Annotated in this window: 16 protein-coding genes and 3 tRNA genes; 6 read left to right on the top strand and 13 right to left on the bottom strand. The window is 61.7% G+C overall.

The features are described from left to right. Positions 1–135: 135 nt before the first annotated feature. Both EHS19_RS06515 and trmB read right to left on the bottom strand, forming a co-directional pair. Positions 136–210, bottom strand: a tRNA-Glu gene (locus EHS19_RS06515). A 213-nt stretch (positions 211–423) separates the two neighbouring features. Continuing rightward, the gene (gene trmB / locus EHS19_RS06510) at positions 424–1425 is read right to left on the bottom strand and encodes a tRNA (guanosine(46)-N7)-methyltransferase TrmB (protein WP_206666331.1); all 1002 of its coding nucleotides are present in this window, start codon (positions 1423–1425) and stop codon (positions 424–426) included. Positions 1426–2106: 681 nt separating this feature from the next. On the opposite strand from trmB, the gene EHS19_RS06505 reads away from it, so the two are divergent. Further along, positions 2107–2180, top strand: a tRNA-Asp gene (locus EHS19_RS06505). A 46-nt stretch (positions 2181–2226) separates the two neighbouring features. After that, positions 2227–2302, top strand: a tRNA-Phe gene (locus EHS19_RS06500). A gap of 275 nt (positions 2303–2577) precedes the next feature. On the opposite strand, the gene EHS19_RS06495 is transcribed toward EHS19_RS06500, so the two are convergent. The 3 genes from EHS19_RS06495 to EHS19_RS06485 form a co-directional block, all read right to left on the bottom strand. Then, positions 2578–3111, bottom strand: a complete 534-nt coding sequence (locus EHS19_RS06495) for a low molecular weight protein-tyrosine-phosphatase (protein ID WP_151916970.1) — start codon at positions 3109–3111, stop codon at positions 2578–2580. Positions 3112–3280: 169 nt separating this feature from the next. Continuing rightward, on the bottom strand, positions 3281–3937 hold the full coding sequence (locus tag EHS19_RS06490; RefSeq protein ID WP_151916969.1) for a dihydrofolate reductase: 657 nt from the start codon (positions 3935–3937) through the stop codon (positions 3281–3283). A 219-nt stretch (positions 3938–4156) separates the two neighbouring features. After that, positions 4157–5029, bottom strand: coding sequence for a thymidylate synthase (locus EHS19_RS06485; RefSeq protein ID WP_151916968.1), 873 nt, complete (start codon positions 5027–5029; stop codon positions 4157–4159). Between the two features lie 163 nt (positions 5030–5192). Between EHS19_RS06485 and EHS19_RS06480 the strand changes: the two genes are divergently transcribed. After that, positions 5193–5606 (top strand): OsmC family protein, encoded by a 414-nt coding sequence (locus tag EHS19_RS06480; RefSeq protein WP_151916967.1) that lies wholly within the window; start codon positions 5193–5195, stop codon positions 5604–5606. Positions 5607–5820: 214 nt separating this feature from the next. Here the strand turns inward: EHS19_RS06480 and EHS19_RS06475 are convergent, their stop codons facing one another. The 4 genes from EHS19_RS06475 to EHS19_RS06460 all read right to left on the bottom strand — a co-directional run bounded on the left by EHS19_RS06475 (position 5821) and on the right by EHS19_RS06460 (position 10122). After that, complete coding sequence (locus tag EHS19_RS06475; protein WP_151916966.1) at positions 5821–6858, bottom strand: universal stress protein; 1038 nt, start codon at positions 6856–6858, stop codon at positions 5821–5823. Positions 6859–7158: 300 nt separating this feature from the next. Next, the gene (locus EHS19_RS06470) at positions 7159–7944 is read right to left on the bottom strand and encodes a C40 family peptidase (RefSeq protein ID WP_151916965.1); all 786 of its coding nucleotides are present in this window, start codon (positions 7942–7944) and stop codon (positions 7159–7161) included. A gap of 176 nt (positions 7945–8120) precedes the next feature. After that, on the bottom strand, positions 8121–8933 hold the full coding sequence (locus EHS19_RS06465; protein WP_241677127.1) for an NlpC/P60 family protein: 813 nt from the start codon (positions 8931–8933) through the stop codon (positions 8121–8123). A gap of 190 nt (positions 8934–9123) precedes the next feature. Beyond that, complete coding sequence (locus EHS19_RS06460) at positions 9124–10122, bottom strand: CHAP domain-containing protein (RefSeq protein WP_151916964.1); 999 nt, start codon at positions 10120–10122, stop codon at positions 9124–9126. A gap of 239 nt (positions 10123–10361) precedes the next feature. On the opposite strand from EHS19_RS06460, the gene serC reads away from it, so the two are divergent. Further along, complete coding sequence (gene serC, locus EHS19_RS06455; protein WP_151916963.1) at positions 10362–11504, top strand: phosphoserine transaminase; 1143 nt, start codon at positions 10362–10364, stop codon at positions 11502–11504. 117 nt (positions 11505–11621) lie between these two features. After that, on the top strand, positions 11622–11876 hold the full coding sequence (locus EHS19_RS06450; RefSeq protein WP_151916962.1) for a DUF2530 domain-containing protein: 255 nt from the start codon (positions 11622–11624) through the stop codon (positions 11874–11876). Between the two features lie 134 nt (positions 11877–12010). Here EHS19_RS06450 and EHS19_RS06445 read toward each other — a convergent pair whose 3' ends face one another. Next, positions 12011–13309 carry a sensor histidine kinase gene (locus EHS19_RS06445; protein WP_241677126.1) on the bottom strand — a complete coding sequence of 433 codons (1299 nt, stop codon included), beginning with the start codon at positions 13307–13309 and terminating at the stop codon, positions 12011–12013. A 207-nt stretch (positions 13310–13516) separates the two neighbouring features. On the opposite strand from EHS19_RS06445, the gene phoU reads away from it, so the two are divergent. After that, complete coding sequence (phoU, locus tag EHS19_RS06440; protein WP_151916961.1) at positions 13517–14197, top strand: phosphate signaling complex protein PhoU; 681 nt, start codon at positions 13517–13519, stop codon at positions 14195–14197. Positions 14198–16140: 1943 nt separating this feature from the next. On the opposite strand, the gene EHS19_RS06435 is transcribed toward phoU, so the two are convergent. From EHS19_RS06435 to lysS, 3 genes are all read right to left on the bottom strand, one after another. Further along, the gene (locus EHS19_RS06435; protein WP_151916960.1) at positions 16141–16881 is read right to left on the bottom strand and encodes a phosphoglyceromutase; all 741 of its coding nucleotides are present in this window, start codon (positions 16879–16881) and stop codon (positions 16141–16143) included. Between the two features lie 183 nt (positions 16882–17064). Then, on the bottom strand, positions 17065–18075 hold the full coding sequence (gene menA, locus EHS19_RS06430) for a 1,4-dihydroxy-2-naphthoate octaprenyltransferase (RefSeq protein ID WP_151916959.1): 1011 nt from the start codon (positions 18073–18075) through the stop codon (positions 17065–17067). Positions 18076–18134: 59 nt separating this feature from the next. Next, on the bottom strand, positions 18135–19823 hold the full coding sequence (gene lysS, locus EHS19_RS06425) for a lysine--tRNA ligase (RefSeq protein ID WP_151916958.1): 1689 nt from the start codon (positions 19821–19823) through the stop codon (positions 18135–18137). Positions 19824–19851: the final 28 nt, after the last annotated feature.

Here is a 19851-nt window from a genome sequence, read left to right as displayed (position 1 = left end):
CGGCACATGGGCATGGGGCATGGATCGTCCGTCGCCGTCCAAAAACCACCCAAATTGCCTAGTCTCAAACACAGAAAAGAAAACAGAAAAGCGCCAAAACCCTTGAGTTTCAGCGCTTTTCGTGGCTTGTGCCACTGGTACCCCCAGAGAGAGTCGAACTCTCGTTGTCAGATTGAAAGTCTGGTGTCCTAACCGTTAGACGATGGGGGCAAACAACTTGATAGACGATACCGGTTCATACTGAAAAAGGCAAATCAGATGCCAAACGGCGTGTCGCACGATGCCACGGGCGTCCGTCACGGATGTCCGTCACGAGCGCCGTCACGAGCGTCGCGGACCGCACATTGCATTGCGACCCGCATGCCCCCGCGCAGCCCGTCCGTTCACATCGCATCACATCGCATCACGATGCGACACATCGCGTCAGACCGCGCGATACGCGAAATCATGAATCACACGACCCGCCGCAATGCCTTTCTTCTCGAAGTTGGTGAGCACCCGACCCTCGAAGCGGCCCGACTCGGGGAAATCCGCATGAGGCAGCTGCCGCGCATCATCCGCGTTCCCTTTGCCGACATGGCCGGTCGGCAGACTGACCGTCACATCCTCTACGAGACGCCACCCGACGCGCCCATCCATCACCTCGTGCACATGCAGCGCATAGTCCTCGATATCCGTGGCGATGCGCCACACGCCATCGGCCACCAGCGCGCGATGCACGTCATCCGCAAGCTTCGGCTGCACGATGCGGCGCTTGTGATGCTTCATCTTCGGCCACGGATCAGGGAAGAACGTCCAAACCTCCGCCACCGCTCCGGCACGAGCCGAGGCGAACAGATCCGGCGCGTTGATCCTCGCGATGCGCAGATTCGTCAGGTCGTTCTTTCCGGCAAGCAGCATGGTATGCGCCACGCCGGGATCATAGACCTCCAATGCCAGATAATTGCGATCAGGATGCGACTGAGCCGCGGCGACGATGTTCTCCCCCTGCCCCGTGCCGATTTCCACGGTCAGCGGATGATCGTCGCCCCAATGGCGCTCCACAAACGCGCTATCCAACGTGCAGCCGGGCCGCAAGCGCAGCGATCCCTCACCGTCGTTGATATCCAACAGATACCGTTCGCCATACGCATCCCATGCCCGCTGCAGTCGCGCATCCAGCCGCCCGGAGCGGCGGACGAACGACAGCAGCGGACGGAACGGATGGCCGCCACGCGCGCCGGCCGTGTTATCATCGGCTGCGGCAGCGGCGCCGACGTCGGCTGCCGCATCGTCATCAACGGCGGCACCACCGTCGGATGTGGCACTACCGGCAGTAGCGCCAACGACTGCGGCACCACCAGCTGCAGCGCCAGCTGCGGCATCACTGATCACTGCGGCCGCCTGCGTCAACGTCTCCTGCTGATCGGACTGCTCTGCGGCCATGACAACTCCTTGCGACGCGATTGATAAGGACACAATGTAGGCCATCATATCGTTGCCGCCACCCGAGCCCGGGCCGATGCTGCCGAGAAGCGGCGGCTGGCCGATCATAAGGCGATGCGAACCGGGCGCGGACCGATGCCAGCGAGTCCAAGTCCGGCAAATGCCGACGACCGCGGCACGATCACCCCGGCAGCGCCCGATCACCCCCCCCAGCAGCGCAAGAGAATCTCGAAATAAGCGGCCATCTCGAGAAAACCTTGCGCTGGCATCCCTCGCAGCGCAAGAGAATCTCGAGATCAAGGCCAACCCCGAGAAAAACTTGCGCTTAGCCGTGGTTTTCCGCAAGGTTTTCTCGAAATGGCCGACGATTTCGAGATTCTCTTGCGCTGTCGGTGGCACAGCAATATGGCACACCACGGCGGCACAGCATGACGACACACCACGGCGGCACAGCATGGCGGTACACCACGGCGGCGCGAATCCGCTGAGGTCGAAACCGCGCCATGGCAGCATACCGCGCCGATTCCGCGCTGTGCCGATTCCGCGCTGTGCCGATTCCGCGCTGTGCCGATTCCGCGCAATGCAGTCGATAATTCGTTGAAAACACACGCGACACGCCGCAATTTGCATTCACCGCCAATATGGGTAATATTTCTACTCGTTGCGCAAAGCAAGCAACACGGCCCCGTAGCTCAGTTGGTTAGAGCGCCGCCCTGTCACGGCGGAGGTCACCGGTTCAAGTCCGGCCGGGGTCGCGAATGGTACGAGACCCGGTTTTCCGGGTTTTTTCAACTATTCTCTGGCTCTGTAGCTCAGTTGGTAGAGCGAGCGACTGAAAATCGCTAGGTCAGCGGATCGATGCCGCTCGGAGCCACCACCAATCCGGCATGCTGTTGCGTGTCGGATTTTTTGTTTTTGCTGCCGTTGGACATCTTCGATCATCTACGACATGCGCGGATGCCACTGCAGGACCATGCTTGTTCCCTCCCTGCTCTGAAGCAGCCTGATTCTTGTTCCGTCTCTACTGTGAGACGGCTTGTGCCATTTGCTGTCGTCGAGAATGCTCGTTCTCCGCGCCACGTGACCTCGCCCCGCGCGCCCAACCCAGCAGCCTGCCGCCCGTCGCGCGCCACCCGACCTAGCCCCGCCGCGCTAGGCGCGCTTGAGCCGCTCTTCGATCCAGTCGACGATGTAAGGCGCGACCTCGTTGATCTGGTCGATGGCGACCTGGAATTCGCGCGGCCCGCCATACCACGGATCGACCAGATCGATCTCATCCTCCCTACCGGCCGGCGGCTTGGGAAGATTCGGGTCGAAACTGCGATACATGTGCACTTCCGCGCGCTTCGCGGGTGGCAGCAGACGCAACAGCGAGCGCATATGCGAGGCGGTCATCGGCAGAAACAGATCGCTTTCCTCGATCTCGGAACGCGTGATGCGATGCGCGAAATGATGCGCCGGAATGGCATATCCATCCGCACGCAGCACCCGGACCGCACGCGGATCGATCGGGTGGCCGTACTCCTCGTCGCTGACGCCGCTGGACATCACCCGCACCCGATCGGACAGACCACGACGGTCAAGCTGCTCGCGCAGAATGATCTCGGCCATCGGAGAACGGCAGATGTTGCCGGTGCACACGGTCATCACGGTATATGGGCGTTCAGCGTCGCGCGTATCGCTCATGGCTGGTTCTCCTTGTCACAGTATCGCTTCAGTATCGCTTGGTTGCAGTCAGTATCGTTAGGTTGCAGCATCGCCTACTGTTCATATTGCAGGCCGTTTTCGCTGATGAGGCGACGCTTGCCGACTCGACGAGCCCGAATCGACGATGCATGCCCCCGCATTCGGCGTGTCAGCGCGTCTTCTCGTAGGTTACGAACCGGTATGCGGAGATGTCTTCCTGGGTATGCTCGGGCGTATACCACGGGGATTTCTCCGTGACCTGCCACAATCCGGCCTTGACCAGCGCTTTGATGTCGGGCGCATATGCATCGGCGTCCACGTGGGCGCGAATGCGGGTCACGTATGCCTTGTCGGCAAGCGGCAGCGCCTTCTCGAACACCTGAGCGCCACCGATGATCCAGATCTCGCTGCGGTCAAGCCCGTCGTCGGGGATGGCCTCCTGACGTGCCAGATCCAGTGCGTCATCGAGGCTTTCGACGACGGTAGCCCCCGGTGCCACATATTGCGGATCATGAGAGATCACGATGTTGTCGCGATTCGGCAGCGGACGGAACTTCGGCTGAATCGACTCCCAGGTCCGACGCCCCATAATGACGGGATGGGACACCGTCAGTTCCTTGAAATGCCGCATATCCTCCGGCAGATGCCATGGCAGGTCACCCTTGTAGCCGATGGCGCCGTCGCGACCGGATCGATCATGGGCCTGAGCCCAGATGAGATTCACCGAGAACGTCTTGGGAAAGTCATCTCCCCAGTCCTCGGACTGCTGCCCGGCCAAACCGGGCTCGGGTTCGTGATAGCCGTTGTGGCTACTGTCATGCTCCATTTCGTTTACTCCTTGGCTCGCACTAGAGCAGTAGTGTATGCGATGGTTCAGACGGCTGGGCGCAGTCGCTGTCCGGCAATGGCCGATCCCGTCAAACGGCGACGGCCGAGCCGTCAAACGGAAAGTCCAGCGGACTTTCCGTAGGCGAGGTGAGGCTCCGCGCTATCAGCGGAACCGAAGGGAGCCTGTTGCTGTCTGGCGAGCGACTCATGTCGCCCATCAAACAGCGACAGGCGCCTTGATCGTCGGATGATGCCGGTACCCGACGATCGTGAAGTCCTCATACGTGTAGTCGAACAGCGAATCGGCCTTGCGGATCTCGATTTGCGGATACGGATACGGTTCCCGACCGAGCTGCTCCAACACCTGCTCGACGTGATTGTCGTAGATATGGCAGTCGCCGCCGGTCCACACGAACTCCCCGGGCTGCAGACCGGTCTGCTGGGCCATCATCAGCGTCAGCAGCGAGTACGACGCGATGTTGAACGGCACTCCGAGGAACATATCACAGCTGCGCTGATACAGCTGGCAGCTGAGTCGGCCGTCGGCGACGTAGAACTGGAACAGGGCATGGCATGGCGGCAATGCCATCTGCTCCACTTCGGCGGGATTCCATGCGGTGACGACCATGCGACGCGAGTCGGGATGATTGCGGATCAGTTCCAGCACATTGCTGATCTGATCGATGGTGCGGTTCGGATCGTCCGGCGTGGGTGCCGGCCAGCTGCGCCACTGCACGCCGTAGATCGGGCCGAGATCGCCGTTCTCGTCGGCCCACTCGTCCCAGATGTGCACATTGTGCTCCTGCAGCCAGCGGATGTTGCGTGACCCCTTGAGGAACCACAGCAGCTCATAGGCGAGTCCCTTGAAGAACACCGTCTTGGTGGTCAGCAGCGGGAATCCCTGTGTCAGATCGAACCGCATCTGCCGTCCGAACAGCGAGATGGTGCCCGTTCCCGTGCGATCCGATTTGAGCGTTCCCTCGGTGAGGATGTCACGCACCAGATCCTCGTACGGCGTGGGGATGTCGGTGACCGGCCGTGCCGGGATCCTGGCACGGATGTCCGCCAGTTGTTGCGATGTCAAAGCCATGCCCACCAGTGTATCGTGCGCCGCGCCGAACGTGGTCAGCACCTATTCGGCATCGTTTGCGCATGGATACCACGATTGCACTACGATTGCACTACGATTGCACTACATTGGAGTTGATGCGGCACGGCGGACGTGACGCACAGTGACCTTCCAAGGAGGATGCATGGGCAAGCGACTGTGGGTGGAACGCAACAAGGACGGTTCCTGGGATGCGTTCAGCGAGGATGGCGCACATCTCAAATTCGGCAAGGGGCGCGGCGTGTTCACGCCCGGTGATCTGATGAAGATCGCCCTTGCCGGCTGCGCGGCTCTGTCGAGCCAGTTCGCCGTCGAGCATACGCTTGGCGAGGGCAAGGGGGCTCGCATCGTCGTCGATGGCACGTATGACGCCGATGACGACGCCTATCTGAGTTTCAGCGAGCAGGTCGTGGTGGATGCCATCGACGCGGGGCTTAGCGACGATGACGCGGCCAAGCTCAAGGAGCGTGTGACGCGGCACATCGAAAAGGGATGCACGGTCAAGCACACCTACGAGCGTGACACGCCGGTGCGCATGGATGTGACGGTGCGCCACTGAGAGCGCGCAGTCGCGCTGATCTGACACAACGCTGATCTGACACAACATGAGCGGGGCATGACCACTGGCCGTGCCCCGCTCATGTTGCATATCCGCTATTGCCCAATCGCCGCCGCTACCAAACGCCACGAGAACACGCCACGGGACGCTGCCAGACGGCTGCCGAACGGCAACCAAACGCTAACTGCAACCAAGCGCTAACTGCAACCAAACGCTACTGTCGATCGGGATCGATCGTCGCGTCGATGTTGCGCGCCACCTCGGTATCCGCGGTCGGCACCGCAATCTCCTCGACGCCGCTGATCTCGTCAAGCGACTTGGTCGGCACCTCGGAAGGCGAGCTGGGCACCGTATTCAGGCGGCTTTCCGCAGCCTCCACATACTTGCGCGGCACCACATAGACCGGACCGACCGCATGCTGCAGCAGCCCCTGACTGGTCGAGCCGAGCAGCAGACCGGTGAATCCGCCACGGCCGCGGGAACCGACCACCACCACATCGTGATCGTAGCTGGCCTTGGTCAGCGCGCCGACCGCAGGACCGGGTACGACGCTACGGCGGATTTTCAGATTGGGGTACTGTTCGGCCAGCGGCGCGATGCGCACGTTGAGATCCTCCATATAGGAGTCCATGACCGAACCTTCCGCATCGATGCCTTGCATCTTCGGGACGGCTGATATGACGTCAAGCTCGGCATCCCAGGCATCGGCGAAACCAGCTGCGATCTCAAGCGCCTTGAGTCCCCACTTGGACTCGTCGGAACCGACGGCGACCTTGGTGATGGTGTTGTTCAGATGCATCAGATTGCCGTCGTCGTCGGTGTAGGGCACGACGACGATCGGGCAGTACGCGTATGCCGGCAGCGACGAACTGGTCGTGCCCAGCAGCCGTTCGGCGAGTCCGCCTTTGCCTCGGTTGCCGATGACGATGAGATTGTAGTTGCGGCTCAGTTCGACGAACACCGACGCCGGGTCGCCGGTGACGATCAGCGTGGTCGCTTCGACGCCCTGCTCGTCGGCGATGGCCTTCGCCTTGGATAGGATGTCCTGCGCGTCGCTATGCGCCGCATTGTCGTCGCCCATGGCGGTATATGTGGCATCGAACGACACCGCGGCATAGCTTGGCAGCGAGTAGGCGCAGACGATCTGCAGCGTCAGCCCTGCATGTTTCGCATAGTTAGCGGCCCACCATGTCGCCTTGTAGCTGGCATGCGAACCATCGACGCCAACGAGAATAGCCTTGTCGTTGATCATGACGACCTCCTTGCGGAAAGTTTTCAACGCCTCCATGCGTCTTGATTCCACAATACCCCGTTCGTTCGCGATTGGAACGCATGAACGCGCAAATAACGCGAAATACCGCGCAAATTAGGCGCAGGAAGCGCAAATGACCATCGACTATCGGCTATCGGCGACATACGAAAACGGCGTTGTGTCGTATCGCCGGAGCAATCGCTCAAGCGACACGACACAACGCCGTTTTGCGAAAAGAACACCCCACGCTCGCACCGCACGCCTCGGCATGCGATGCGCCGCATGAATGAAAAAGCTGACTTAGAGCACGCGCACGTAGATGTAGCTGCTGGGGATGACCGAGGCGACCGCGTTGATCGCCGTGCCCATGCCGGGATTGGCGGCGTGGACCATCATGCCATTGCCCAAGTAGATGCCAGCGTGGCTCATGTCGGTCGAGATCATCAGATCACCCGGCTGCGGATCGGTGACACGCTTGCCCGCGTTGATCTGATCGTAGGTGACACGACCGATGTTCTTGCCAAACTGGGAGAACACCCACTGGGTGAAACCGGTGCAGTCCCATCCTGCCGGCGTATTGCCGCCGTAGACGTAGGGATGACCGACGTAGCGCGAGGCGAAGCTGGCGAGCGCGGCACCGTTCTTGGTGGCGGGAACATCCGCCGCGGCATCGGATGACGATGCGGAATCGGTTCCGGCGCTCAGGGATTCGCGCGCTTCGGAGCGGCTTGCGGCCTGAGTCTGCTCGGCGGCGGCTGCCGCGGCAGCCTCGGCCTGAGCCTGCTGCTCGGCTTTGGCCCGCTCTTCGGCCTGCTTTGCGGCTGCCTCCTGCTCCTTCTCCGCAGTCGACTTGGTCTTGGGCACGTTCACCGTTTCGATGCCGCCCCACTTGGAGTTGTCATCGACCTTGGTGGAGGTGGATTCCGCGAGGAAGTCCTTCTTGACCGTGGTCACCTTCGGGAACGAACGGACCGAGGAGACCGGTTGTGTTGCATCCGTCGCCTGAGCGAGCGGAGCACCGACCGCCAGCGTTGCGCCGGCGACGAACATGACGGCTATGGCCGTTAGGGTATTCTTCTTTTTCATCGCCTACCAACGTACCACACGTTGGTGTCCTACGTCGGATCCGACCCTGATGAACGCCCGCTCGCAACGCTGATTACACACGCGACACGCCGTGGTTTGATCAGCATCGGCACCATGGTTATGATTACAGCCTTCTTTTCAGGTTTCTCTCAGAGAGCAATCGACGAAACAACGCCTCAGTGGAAGACGCGAACCACCTTGTCGGGGCCTCCCGTGGAGACGTTCACGCCGGCCAACGCCACCGTGCCGCCGTTGAATCCGCCGTGGATGGCCTTGCCATTGCCCACGTAGAGAGCGACGTGATCCCAGTGGGCGCCGCCGTTGTATCCACCGGTGTACCGGTAGATGAGAATGTCGCCGGGCTTGAGCGATCCGTCGGTCACCTCGACGCCGCCGGGCACGTTGACGTACTGCTCCGGCCAGCCGTGGAAGTTGATCCCAGCCGCGGCCAGTGCCCTCGACACCAGCATCGTGCAGTCCATGCTCTGCCCGATCAGCGAATACGCCTCACCGATGGCGGCGCCTGCACCGGAGGTGACATCGCCGTCCTCATACACGAACTCGGTGAGCGCCTTGCGTTCCTCGGAACGGCTCGCCGCCTGCGCGGTCTGGCTCGCCACGGCAAGATGCTGCGACTCCTCCAAGGCGCGCTCGGCCTCCTCGGCCTTGCGACGCTCCTCTTCGGCCTTCTTCGCCGCTGCTCGCGCGGCTTCCTCCTGCTTTTCGGCGCTGGACTTGGTCCTGGGAACGTTGAGATCCTCAATGCCGCCCCAGTTGCTGTCGGACTCGACTTCGGTCGACGTGTGCTCGCCGATGAAATCCTTGCGAACCTGGGAATACGCGGGGAACGAACGTACCGCGCTGAGCCCCGAGGAGGACTCGGCGGCGTGCGCCATTGGCGCGACGGCGAACAGCATGCCGGCGGCCACGGTCGCAGTGAATGCGGACATCATGGTCTTGGAAAGCCTCATGGTTGCCCAGCGTATCATGCACGAATCCCATGCCATCGCCGCAGCAATCGGCAAAACGGCTTATCGATTGGCAACGCGCCGACCCTATGTCTGTTAATCTGCACAACGCTGTGCAAAGCAATGGATGAAGCCGACCAGTCAGCTGACCAGTCAAACCCACCTCGTCAGTCCGACTGCCAACCGATCAGCCGATCAACCAACTGGCCAATCAGTAGTGGATGTAGTTGAGCTGCGCGGCATCCGCGGCACTGAACGTGCGATGGGAGACCACGCCAAGCCCCTTGACGTTGGATTCGGAAACCTCGATGGAGCCATCCGAATTGATGCGCTCGACGACGGCGACATGCCCGTAGGTTGCGTCGGCGCCGAACTGACCGGACTGGAATGCGACGACATCACCGGGATGACGCGCCGTGTGATCCACCCAGTATCCCATGGAGCGAGCGGAATCAGCCCACATATTGCCATTGCCGAAGAACGAACCGACCGGCAGTCCGAGCTGCACGCGGCGCTCGTACGCCCACCATGTGCACTGACCGTAGGGATAGGAATTGCCGTCCTGACCGGTGGCATGGTTGGGATTGAATCCGTCCGGCGTGTGGTCGTAATCGGTGTCGAGCAGCTGTGCCACGTTCGGATTGTTGGCCAAAGAACGGGACATCTGGTCGACGTCAAGCGCGCTATCAGCGCCGAGCGTCCACTCGCCCTCTGAAGTCTCGGACGACACAGACTCACTCGCCACCGCGTTACCTGCGGCATTCGTCTGATCGCTCACCGCACGATCGGCAAGGGACTCACGAGACTCGGAACGCGACGCCGCCGCATCGGTGATGCGACGCAGCGTCGACGTGGTGGTCGCCGGATCCTGCGCAACGTCCAGCGAGGGAGCGTGCGGGTTCGAGAATGCCATTGCGGTTGCCGCAGTGCCGACCAGCGCTGCCAGCGATGCCGACGTGATGATATGGGATCGACGCTCCGCGGCACGAGCCGCCTCTCGCATGGCACGCCTCGTCTGCGGCGCGACCTCGTTGAGCTTGTCTGCGAGCGCCTGATCGATACCGAGAATAGCGGCTCCGCCGTCGGCGAGAGCCACCTTCAGCGCGGTCTGTCGAGCCGTATGCGAACCGAAGCCGGACTCGAACACCGTGCGTGCCGTTCGGATACGCTGGGAGGGCGCTTTGGCTGCCTTGTGGGCTCCATGCCTCATATGCTGACCACACTCCTTGCCATATCGATCTCGTCGCGACGGCACTGTGATACCGTCACCAAGCAACTAGTGTATACCGCCGGTGAGACCCGCATCGTGATGCGCGCCACATTCGCCATGCGTCTTCACCATGCATCGCATGCACGGCACCCCCTGAACTTCGTTTCATATGTGATATTCGATTCCCGCTCTGCGAACGCATTGCGCACGTCATCGCATCATGCCGCTAGGGTGAATATATGACTACATCAATCATCATTCCGAAGTCACTGCTGCCGCAGGACGGGCGGTTCGGCTCCGGCCCGAGCAAGATCAGGCAGGAACAGGTCGAAGCGTTGGAACGAGGCGGTTCCACCCTGCTCGGCACATCGCATCGCCAGACTCCAGTCAAGCAGCTCGTCGCATCGATCCGCGAAGGACTGGCATCGTTCTTCTCGCTGCCCGACGGCTATGAGATCGCCCTTGGCAACGGCGGCGCTAGCGCGTTCTGGGATATGGCCTGCGCCTCGCTGATCAATCGACGAGCGGCATTCGGCGTATACGGCTCGTTCAGCGAGAAGTTCGCCAAGTCCGCCCAGTCGGCACCGTTCCTGGAGGCGCCCGTCCTGTACCGGTCAGAGCCCGGAACCTTCCGACTTCCTCAGTTCACCGACAACGTGGACGCCTACTGCTGGGCGCACAACGAGACCTCTACCGGCGTCGCCGCCCCGGTGCGTCGAGTCGAGGGAAGCCTTGAACAGGATGCACTGGTCCTCGTCGATGGCACATCGGCCGCGGGAGCGCTTCCCGTCGACGTCAGCCAGACCGACGCCTATTATTTCTCGCCGCAGAAGGCGTTCGGCTCGGATGGCGGCCTATGGCTGGCCGTGCTTTCCCCGCGTGCCGTCGAACGGGCCGAACGCGTCGAGCTCAGCGCCACGCTGGAGGGGGCGCGCCGGTGGGTGCCTCCGTTCCTGTCGCTGACGTCCGCCATCGCCAACGCCCGTAAGGATCAGACCCTCAACACCCCCTCCGTGGCCACGCTCATCATGCTGGAGAATCAGGTCCGCTGGCTCAACAGCAACGGCGGCATGGCATGGGCGACCGCACGATGCGCGAAATCGGCATCGACGCTCTACAACTGGGCCGAGCGCTCCCAGTACGCTCATCCATTCGTCACCGATCCGGCGGCGCGTTCGCATTCGGTGGTGACCATCGACCTTGACGATGCCATCAGCGCCAAGCAGGTGGTGGCGATCCTGCGCGAGAACGGAATCGTGGACACCGCCGGTTACCGCAAGCTCGGCCGCAACCAGCTGCGCATCGGCGTGTTCCCCTCGGTCGAGCCTTCGGATGTGGCCGCGCTGACCGCCGCCGTAGACTACGTAGTCGAGCACCTGTAGACCGCTCGGCGAGGCTGTATCGCATGGCTTGCCGGTTGGTCTGCGTATGGTTGGTGGCGCACAAGCTGCGAACCAGGCACGGCCATGCGATACAGCGGTCGGACTACAGTTGGCGGCATGAAGATCGCCCCAATCATCAACCCCGACGTTCGTCGGCCCGCACCCAAGCCGGTGCAGGTGGATCTGCGCAAGGTGTTTCTCGTGGGAACGGCGCTGTGGTCCGTTGCGCTGGTCGTCTGCCTGATTCTGCTGGCCTTCCGGCTGCCCATATTGCAGTTGCTTGTCGTATGCGCAGCCGGCACGGTCATCGGGGTGATGATGCTGATCTGGGAGCATTTCGATCGCTGGGACTACCGGCGTCTCGGCGCATGATCATTGCGAATATCGCGAAACATCGCGATCATTACAGTCATTGTTATTGCGTCATCTGATTGCAACCATTGCAGCCATTGCGGCTAATGCAGCAGCCATTGCAGCCACTGCGGACGCGCCGACGCGCCGCCGCACTACTGCGCCAACGGCAGTATCAGGCTGAACGTGCTGCCCTGACCGGGCATGCTCCATACCGTGGCATTGCCATGATGCGCCAATGCCACATGCTTCACGATGGCAAGTCCCAGACCGATGCCGCCGGCTGATGCCTTGGTCTGGTTCGCGCCACGATAGAATCGTTCGAAAATGTGCCGCTGATCGGCGCGGGATATGCCCACGCCCTGATCGATCACCCGGACCACGGCGAATTTGCCGTCCTGCGACACCGACACCGTGGCGTTCACCGTACCGCCCGCAGACGAATACACCAGCGCGTTGTCGATCAGCCGGTTGATCGCGGCGCAGATCTGCGCGCCCTCGCCGTTCGTCGTCAGCGACGCATCCCCCTCCACACGAAGATCGACGCCCAGCCGGTCGGCAAGCGAACGCAGCTGCCCGGCGGCGCGATCCAGCTGATGCTTGACGTTGACCCGATTCGCAGACGATGCGATGACCGGCGCCTGCACCTTCATCAGCAGCAGCAGATCCTCCACCATATGATTGAGCCGCAGACACGCCTGGCGCACTTGACTCGACTCCTGCGCCACGCGCACGGCATCCGTGCTGTGCTGCTCCATCGATCCGGCCAGCTGCTCCAACGCATCCATCGGCTGCACCAGCTGCTCGGAAACGTTTGCAATGAAATCATCCCGCGTTCGCGCGAATCGAATCGCATCGCTGACATCATCGATCAGCACAACCACGAAACGCGCGTCGATGCGGCCGACGGTGATCTTCAGCCAGTTGGGGCGCTCCACCGATTGCGTATCGTCGGAGATCTGCATGGAATCATCGTCCTCGGCCTCGGCGCCCGAGGCGGTCATGCCCGCATAGAACTCCGGCGTGGATGTCGTCAGATCAAATGATGAGCGCCCGCCCATCTGACGGACCTGGCGAATCGCATCGCGCACCCGCTCATTGACGATCGCCTCGTCATCGACGATGCCCAGCGTATAGGCGGACGGACTGGCGCGCAGCACCGTATCATGATCATCCACCAGCGCCGACGCGGTGGGCAGCATGGACAGCAGCGACAGCACCGCCGCGGGCGGCTCCTCCTCGCCGTCCGCACCACCGTGATGACAATGATGCATCTTCGCCGTCAGATCGCTCAGATGATGCCGCCACGAATCGTCTGCAGCCGCCGTATGGGCACGCCCCGCCAGTCTGGCGGACACGCGCCAATACAGCGCAACGACCGCCGCAGACAATACGGCCAGCGCGATAAGCGCAAAAACCCCACCTATGATCCATGCCGATGCATCCTGTGCCATAGCCACCATTGTCTCATACCCGACGCGGCTCCGCAGTCAAAGTGAATGGACGGTGAACCATTCAATGAATTTTGCACCAACACAGCATGGCGTTTAGCTACGTTGTCGACAAAGATGCGCCCTTCCTAATACACTAATAGAGGTTGCAATAGAGGTTGCACTATGCGCCATGGGTTGCAAAACGCCAACGCAGGAAAGGCTTTAGAAATGCGCGTGATTTTTAACGAGGAAATGAAGGCCGTGGCCGACGATCTCGACCGTATGGCCCAGGATGTCCGCAAGGCCATCAAGGGCGCCGGCGAGGCTCTGCTCAAGTCCGATGTCGAGGCCGCTCAGGCCGTCATCGACGGCGACATCGAAATCGACGCTCTGGAGTTGAGCATCATCGACCAGTGCGTCCGTCTGCTCGCCAAGCAGACTCCTGTCGCCACCGATCTTCGCGTGGTCGTCTCCACGCTGCGTCTCGCCGCGACGTTCGAGCGCATGGGCGACCTTGCGCGTCACATCGCCGAGGCCGGCCGCCGCTCCTACCCGACCTCCCCGCTGCCCGAAGAGGCCAAGCCGCTGTTCGAGCAGATGCAGGCGTTCCTCAATGAGACCGCCGACCGTCTGGTGACGATGCTGCAGGATCGCGATGCGAAGACCGCCGAGCAGATCATCGCCAACGATGACACGCTCGACGAGTTGCACAGCAAGACCTTCCAGCTGGCGCTCTCCGACGAGTGGACCGGAACCCGTCAGCAGCTCATCGACGTCGTGCTGCTTGGCCGCTTCCTGGAGCGTCTCGGCGACCACTCGGTCTCCGCTGCGCGTCGCGTGGTCTACATCGTCTCCGGCTTCGACCCTTCCAAGGAGCCGAGCCGCGACGAGGACGGCGCCGTCGAGTGACGTTTGTCCAATAGGCTTGGCACTGGTTTAGGCTTGGATTTCACTCAGCAAGTTTGTGAATCCGGCTGGTGATCCGGCTTGCGATCTGGCTCCGTACAGGTATGGAAAAGCCTCCCCTTGGCGGGAGGCTTTTCCATACCTGTACGGCAAATCGCTAAGATGCCTAGGCGACACGTGCCTGGGGACATGTGCTTGGGCGACATGTGGGGCAAAACGTCACAGGCGATCCGTCGTGCGATTCATCAGACGGTTCGTCGGACGATTCATCGGACGAATCGTCGGCCACTCAGCCGAATCGGCAAAGTATCTCGTATTGTCGATCACCCGCAGCCCGATCACACGACGTCCCGTGACAAAATACGAGTCTTCGCCAGTTTGTGTGGTGTGTGGTTTGGTCTCGGTGTCTTCGCCGGGGCTGATTTCGGGAGCGACGGGCTTGTTTCGAGATTCTCTTGCACTTGCGAGCTGCTCCGCGCAAGGATTTCTCGGAAAGAAGGGGAACTTCGTAGAATCTTTGCGCTGGGACAGGGCTTAGCGCAAGGATTCTACGAACTCAAGGAGGATTCCGAAAAATCCTTGCGCTGAGATGCCGCCTAGCGCAAGGATTCCAGGGACTCAGGGCAAATCCCGAAAAATCCTTGCGCAAAGGAAGCACCAGACAGGAAGCGCCAGGAAGCACCAGAGGGCGACGAGAGATGGGCGCTGTTTAGCGCAAGGATTTCTCGCAAAGAAGGGGAACTTCGTAAAATCCTTGCGCTGGGACAGGGCTTAGCGCAAAGATTCTACGAACTCAAGGAGGATTCCGAAAAATCCTTGCGCTAAGACGTCGCTGAGCGCAAGGATTCTACGAACTCAGGGCAATTCCCGAAAAATCCTTGCGCAAAGGAAGCACCAGACAGTGAAGCACCAGACAGGAAGCACCAGAGGGCGACGAGAGACGGGCGCTGCTTAGCGCAAGGATTTCTCGGAAAGAAGGGGGACTTCGTAGAATCCTTGCGCTGGGACAGGGCTTAGCGCAAAGATATTACGAACTCAAGGAGGATTCCGAAAAATACTTGCGCTAAGACGCCGATTAACGCAAGGATTCCACGAACTCAGGGCAAATCCCGAAAAATCTTTGCGCAAAGGAAGTGCGCAAAGGAAGCACGAGCGAGGAAACACGAGCGAGTGCAAGCGAGAGAACTAGAGAGAGGTAGAGAAAGATAGAGAAAGATAGAGAAAGACGCAGGAGGGACACCAGAGCAAAGACACCAGAGCAGGGACACCGCTTGGCGCAAGTTCCGTGGTTCTTCTTGGTCGATGACTTGGTCGATGACTTGGTCGATGAGCGTCTTAACCGAAAAGCGCCATTTCTCTACCATCCCAACGGCTCAGCAACGAGCCATCACCAACGATAATGACAGAAGCGCCTGGAAAAACGGGCATTTCACAAACCCATGGCAGCGCGGAAAGCTGCGCGGAAAGCCCCGCAACGCGATGTAAACGATCACAAACGATCGCGTGACTGCGCAAACCAGCTGCACGCCCCGACACGAACAACGCGACACGAACAACGCGACACGAACAATCCGAAGTGCGCAACCCGACGTATGGCCATGGCACCACAGCTACGGCACGGCAGCCATGGCACCGCATCGCGGCACAATCCACATCACAATCCGGTACAAACAATCCGATACAAGCCGAACCAGCTAACCGAACTGACATCCGAGCATCAGCCCAAACAACACTACACAAACAAAGTGGGGAAGCTGCATTGCTGCAACTCCCCCACTCAATGATCAGTGACGAAGACCGGTCTTGATGAGCGGTCTTGCCGACCGACATCGGTGGCCACAACGAATGACCATCATCCCGCGCCCAGCGTCCAAAACCTACTGACTACCGACTGCCGACGAATCGGCAACCCACCATCAGCAAGAGACGCGACGCAGGGAGTCAGATCACTTCTGGCCCTGAGCGGCGACGGCGGCGGCACCGGCGGCGGCAGCCTCCGGGTCGAGGTACTCGCCACGCGGCTTGACCGGCTTGAAATCGTCGTCCAGCTCGTACAGCAGCGGGATGGCGGTCGGGATGTTGACCTTGGCGATCTCCTCCTCGGTCAGGTTGTCGAGCATCTTGACGATGGCACGCAGCGAGTTGCCGTGAGCGGCGATCAGCACGGTCTTGCCGGCGCGCAGCTGCGGCTCGATATCGGACTTGAAGTACGGCTCGACGCGCTTGACGACATCGGCCAGGCACTCGGCTTCCGGAACCGGGTCGCCGGTGTAGCGCGGGTCATGGTTCTGCGCGTACTGGTCGTTCGGGTCGATCTGAGGCGGCGGGGTGGCGTAGGAGCGGCGCCACAGCATGAACTTCTCGTCGCCGTACTCCTGACGGATCTCGGTCTTGTTCTTGCCCTGCAGAGCGCCGTAGTGACGCTCGTTGAGACGCCAGCTGCGCTCGACCGGAATCCACAGACGATCTGCGGCGTCCAGTGCGATGTTGGCGGTGTTGATGGCACGACGCAGCAGCGAGGTGAAGACGATGTCCGGCAGGACGTTCTTCTCCTTGAGCAGCTCGCCGCCGCGCTTGGCCTCGGCTTCACCCTGCTCGGTCAGCGGGACGTCGACCCAGCCGGTGAACTGATTGGTTTTGTTCCATGCGCTCTGCCCATGGCGGAGCAGTACTAGTTTGTAAGTCATATGGCCAGTCTACAGCCGAGTGGGGTCAACACGCGCGTCGATTCGCCATTCGTGAGATCGACGGTGGTCAACCTCACCGATCAGCCGATCCACCGATCCGCCGATCCGCCGCACCACCGCATCGCCGCTCCGCCGCGTCGTCTCATCTGCAGTCGTCAGCCGCACCACCGCATCGCCGCATCATCACATCATCAGCGCAACGACGACGACCAGCGCGAACAGCACGGTCTGATAGACGGAATCCGCGAGCGCGCCGCGATAGCCGCCCTTGGCAAGACCACTGACCAAGCGAGCCGGAACGCCGATGCCGGAAGCCATCAGCACCCCGCCCCACGGAATCCACAGCGCCATGCCGACGTAGATCGCGATCAGCCACGCAAGAACGATGACCACATTCATCACCATGCGCGCGCGCCGGGCACCCAGCCGCACCGCCAGCGTGCGCTTGCCGTGGCGATCATCCGATTCGACATCGCGCAGATTGTTCACCATGAGCACCACGCAGTCGAACAGCCCGGCGCACACCGCGCAGATGATGCCGAACACGCTCAGGGCACCGGTCAGCGCGTACTGCGTGCCAAGCACCGCCGCCAGACCGAAACAGACGAACACGCCGAGTTCGCCAAGGCCGGCATATCCGTATGGATGCTTGCCACCCGTATACCCCCATGCTGCGAGCACGCAGACGACACCAACCGCCAGCAGCCACCACGCCCCGGTCCATACGACCGCGATCAGACCGAGCACGCAGGCGGCAACCGCACAGCCGATCGCCGCAAACAGCACATTACGCGGAGCAACCTTGCCGGATGCGGTCAGACGCATCGGCTTGGGGTCATGCTTGCGCGCGTCCTGATTCGCATCCTGATCAGCACCGGCGGCCGTGCCACCCTCGGTTCCGCGCCCCTCATCGACGCCGCGTATGCCGTCGAAATAATCATTCGCATAATTGGCCGAGACCTGCAGCAGCACCGCCACGGCAAGGCACAACAGCAGCACCGGCCAGAACCGCGAGCCCAGCAGCGCGGCACGCTGGGCATTCGCCGCGCAATAGGCCGGCGTGGGAGAAACCGCAGGGCAGACGCCCAGCCCCTCGATGATGGGCCAGGCGACGCACGCGCCCACGACAACGGACGATACGGCCACCGGCAAGGTCATAGGGCGAGCGCCCTTGAACCACAATTTCGCACTCATATCGTCCAGCCTAGCCCATGCCGATTACCGTGGCGAAGGCGGCCGCATCAGCCACCGACTCAGGCGACGAGCGGCTTGACGAGCGGGAAGGTGATGGTCTCGCGAATCGTGGCACCGGTCAGCGCGATGAGCAGTCGGTCGATGCCCATGCCCATGCCGCCTGCCGGAGGCATGCCCACGCCGAGCGCCTCGAGGAAGTCCTCGTCGATGTCGCAGGCCTCCTCGTCGCCGGCCATGGCGTCCTTGGCCTGAGCAACGAAGCGCTCGCGCTGCACGACCGGATCGTTGAGCTCGGAGTAGCCGGTGGCCAGCTCGAAGCCACGCACGTAGAGATCCCACTTCTCGACCACGCCGGGCTTGGAGCGGTGGCCCTTGACCAGCGGCGAGGTCTCAACCGGGAAGTCGCGCACGAATGTCGGCTCGTAGAGCTTGTCCTCGTAGAAGTGCTCCCACAGGTGTTCGACGAGCTTGCCGTGGTTCTCGACCTCGTCGCGCTCGACGCCAAGCTTGTCGGCGATCGCGCCAAGATGCTCGACGCTCGTACCCGGCGCGTCCGGGCCGCCGTTGGGCACGATTCCCTCGCCGAGCGCCTCGGAGAGCGAATCGTACATGCTGATCGTCTTCCACTCGCCGCCGAAGTCGTATTCGGTGCCGTCGAGCAGCGTGACCTTGTGCGAGCCGAACACGTCCATCGCGGTCTTCTGCACGAGTTCCTTGACAAGCTGGCCGATCGTGTCGTACGTGCCGTACGCCTGGTATGCCTCGACCATCGTGAATTCGGGGGCGTGCGTGGCGTCGACGCCCTCGTTGCGGAAGTCACGGTTGATCTCGAACACGCGGTCGATGCCGCCGACGAGGCAACGCTTCAAAAACAGCTCCGGCGCGATGCGCAGGTAGAGGTCGAGATCGAACGCGTTCATATGCGTGGTGAACGGGCGCGCCGCCGCGCCGCCGTGCACGGTCTGGAGCATCGGAGTTTCGACCTCAAGGAAGTCATGGCTCGCGAACGTGTGGCGCAGCGAGGCGACCGCCTTGGAACGGTTGCGCACCATGTCGCGCGTCTTCTCATCGGCGATCATCGCCACATAGGGCTTGCGCGTGCGCGTGTCGTCGTTGAGGTCCTTGTGCAGTGCTGGCAGCGGCTGGAGCGCCTTCGAGGCGATCGCCCACTCAGTGGCGAACACCGACAGCTCGCCGGTCTTCGACGCGATCACACGACCGCGCAGATACAGGTGGTCGCCCAGATCGACGAACTGCTTGAACTGCTTGAGGGAGTCGGCCCCGATCTCCTTCTTCGAGATCATGCCCTGCAGCTTCGTGCCGTCGCCGGCCGCAAGCTGCACGAAGCACAGTCCGCCGCTGTTGCGCAGGAACAGCACGCGACCGGCCACGCCGACCATGTCCTCGGTCTCCTCGCCCGGCTGGAGCTTGCCGTCGTAGGTGGCGCGGATCTGCTCGATGGTGTGGTCGACATCCAGATGCACCGGATACGGCTGAAGGCCCGCGTCCAGCATCATCGCACGCTTGGCGACTCGCATCTGCACCTGCTCGGGGTGCGCAAGCGGACCGAACTCCTTGTTCGACGGGTCCACGGTTTCATCCAGCGTCGCGCCATCGGCGATGCGCCTGGCAATCGCACGATCCTGCTCCAACAGCATCTCGGCGTGCTCGACCGTGGTCATCGCGACCGGCGCCGCCTCTTCCTCATTGGTCTGGGAATTAGTCTGGGATTCCTGAGTTTCACACATACCGCCCCAGTGTAGCGATATTGCGCGA

The sequence above is a fragment of the Bifidobacterium jacchi genome, from assembly GCF_009078285.1.
In the GTDB taxonomy this organism is placed as follows: domain Bacteria; phylum Actinomycetota; class Actinomycetes; order Actinomycetales; family Bifidobacteriaceae; genus Bifidobacterium; species Bifidobacterium jacchi.
The sequence above is the reverse complement of the archived record's forward strand: the minus strand, read 5'-3'. Positions and strand labels throughout refer to the sequence as shown.

What these genes read in the sequence shown, in the direction of transcription:
- trmB (WP_206666331.1), bottom strand. Translation starts at nt 1,425, where the DNA reads ATGGCCGCAGAGCAGTCCGATCAGCAGGAGACGTTGACGCAGGCGGCC.
- EHS19_RS06495 (WP_151916970.1), bottom strand. Translation starts at nt 3,111, where the DNA reads ATGAGCGATACGCGCGACGCTGAACGCCCATATACCGTGATGACCGTG.
- EHS19_RS06490 (WP_151916969.1), bottom strand. Translation starts at nt 3,937, where the DNA reads ATGGAGCATGACAGTAGCCACAACGGCTATCACGAACCCGAGCCCGGT.
- EHS19_RS06485 (WP_151916968.1), bottom strand. Translation starts at nt 5,029, where the DNA reads ATGGCTTTGACATCGCAACAACTGGCGGACATCCGTGCCAGGATCCCG.
- EHS19_RS06480 (WP_151916967.1), top strand. Translation starts at nt 5,193, where the DNA reads ATGGGCAAGCGACTGTGGGTGGAACGCAACAAGGACGGTTCCTGGGAT.
- EHS19_RS06475 (WP_151916966.1), bottom strand. Translation starts at nt 6,858, where the DNA reads ATGATCAACGACAAGGCTATTCTCGTTGGCGTCGATGGTTCGCATGCC.
- EHS19_RS06470 (WP_151916965.1), bottom strand. Translation starts at nt 7,944, where the DNA reads ATGAAAAAGAAGAATACCCTAACGGCCATAGCCGTCATGTTCGTCGCC.
- EHS19_RS06465 (WP_241677127.1), bottom strand. Translation starts at nt 8,933, where the DNA reads ATGATACGCTGGGCAACCATGAGGCTTTCCAAGACCATGATGTCCGCA.
- EHS19_RS06460 (WP_151916964.1), bottom strand. Translation starts at nt 10,122, where the DNA reads ATGAGGCATGGAGCCCACAAGGCAGCCAAAGCGCCCTCCCAGCGTATC.
- serC (WP_151916963.1), top strand. Translation starts at nt 10,362, where the DNA reads ATGACTACATCAATCATCATTCCGAAGTCACTGCTGCCGCAGGACGGG.
- EHS19_RS06450 (WP_151916962.1), top strand. Translation starts at nt 11,622, where the DNA reads ATGAAGATCGCCCCAATCATCAACCCCGACGTTCGTCGGCCCGCACCC.
- EHS19_RS06445 (WP_241677126.1), bottom strand. Translation starts at nt 13,309, where the DNA reads ATGGCACAGGATGCATCGGCATGGATCATAGGTGGGGTTTTTGCGCTT.
- phoU (WP_151916961.1), top strand. Translation starts at nt 13,517, where the DNA reads ATGCGCGTGATTTTTAACGAGGAAATGAAGGCCGTGGCCGACGATCTC.
- EHS19_RS06435 (WP_151916960.1), bottom strand. Translation starts at nt 16,881, where the DNA reads ATGACTTACAAACTAGTACTGCTCCGCCATGGGCAGAGCGCATGGAAC.
- menA (WP_151916959.1), bottom strand. Translation starts at nt 18,075, where the DNA reads ATGAGTGCGAAATTGTGGTTCAAGGGCGCTCGCCCTATGACCTTGCCG.
- lysS (WP_151916958.1), bottom strand. Translation starts at nt 19,823, where the DNA reads ATGTGTGAAACTCAGGAATCCCAGACTAATTCCCAGACCAATGAGGAA.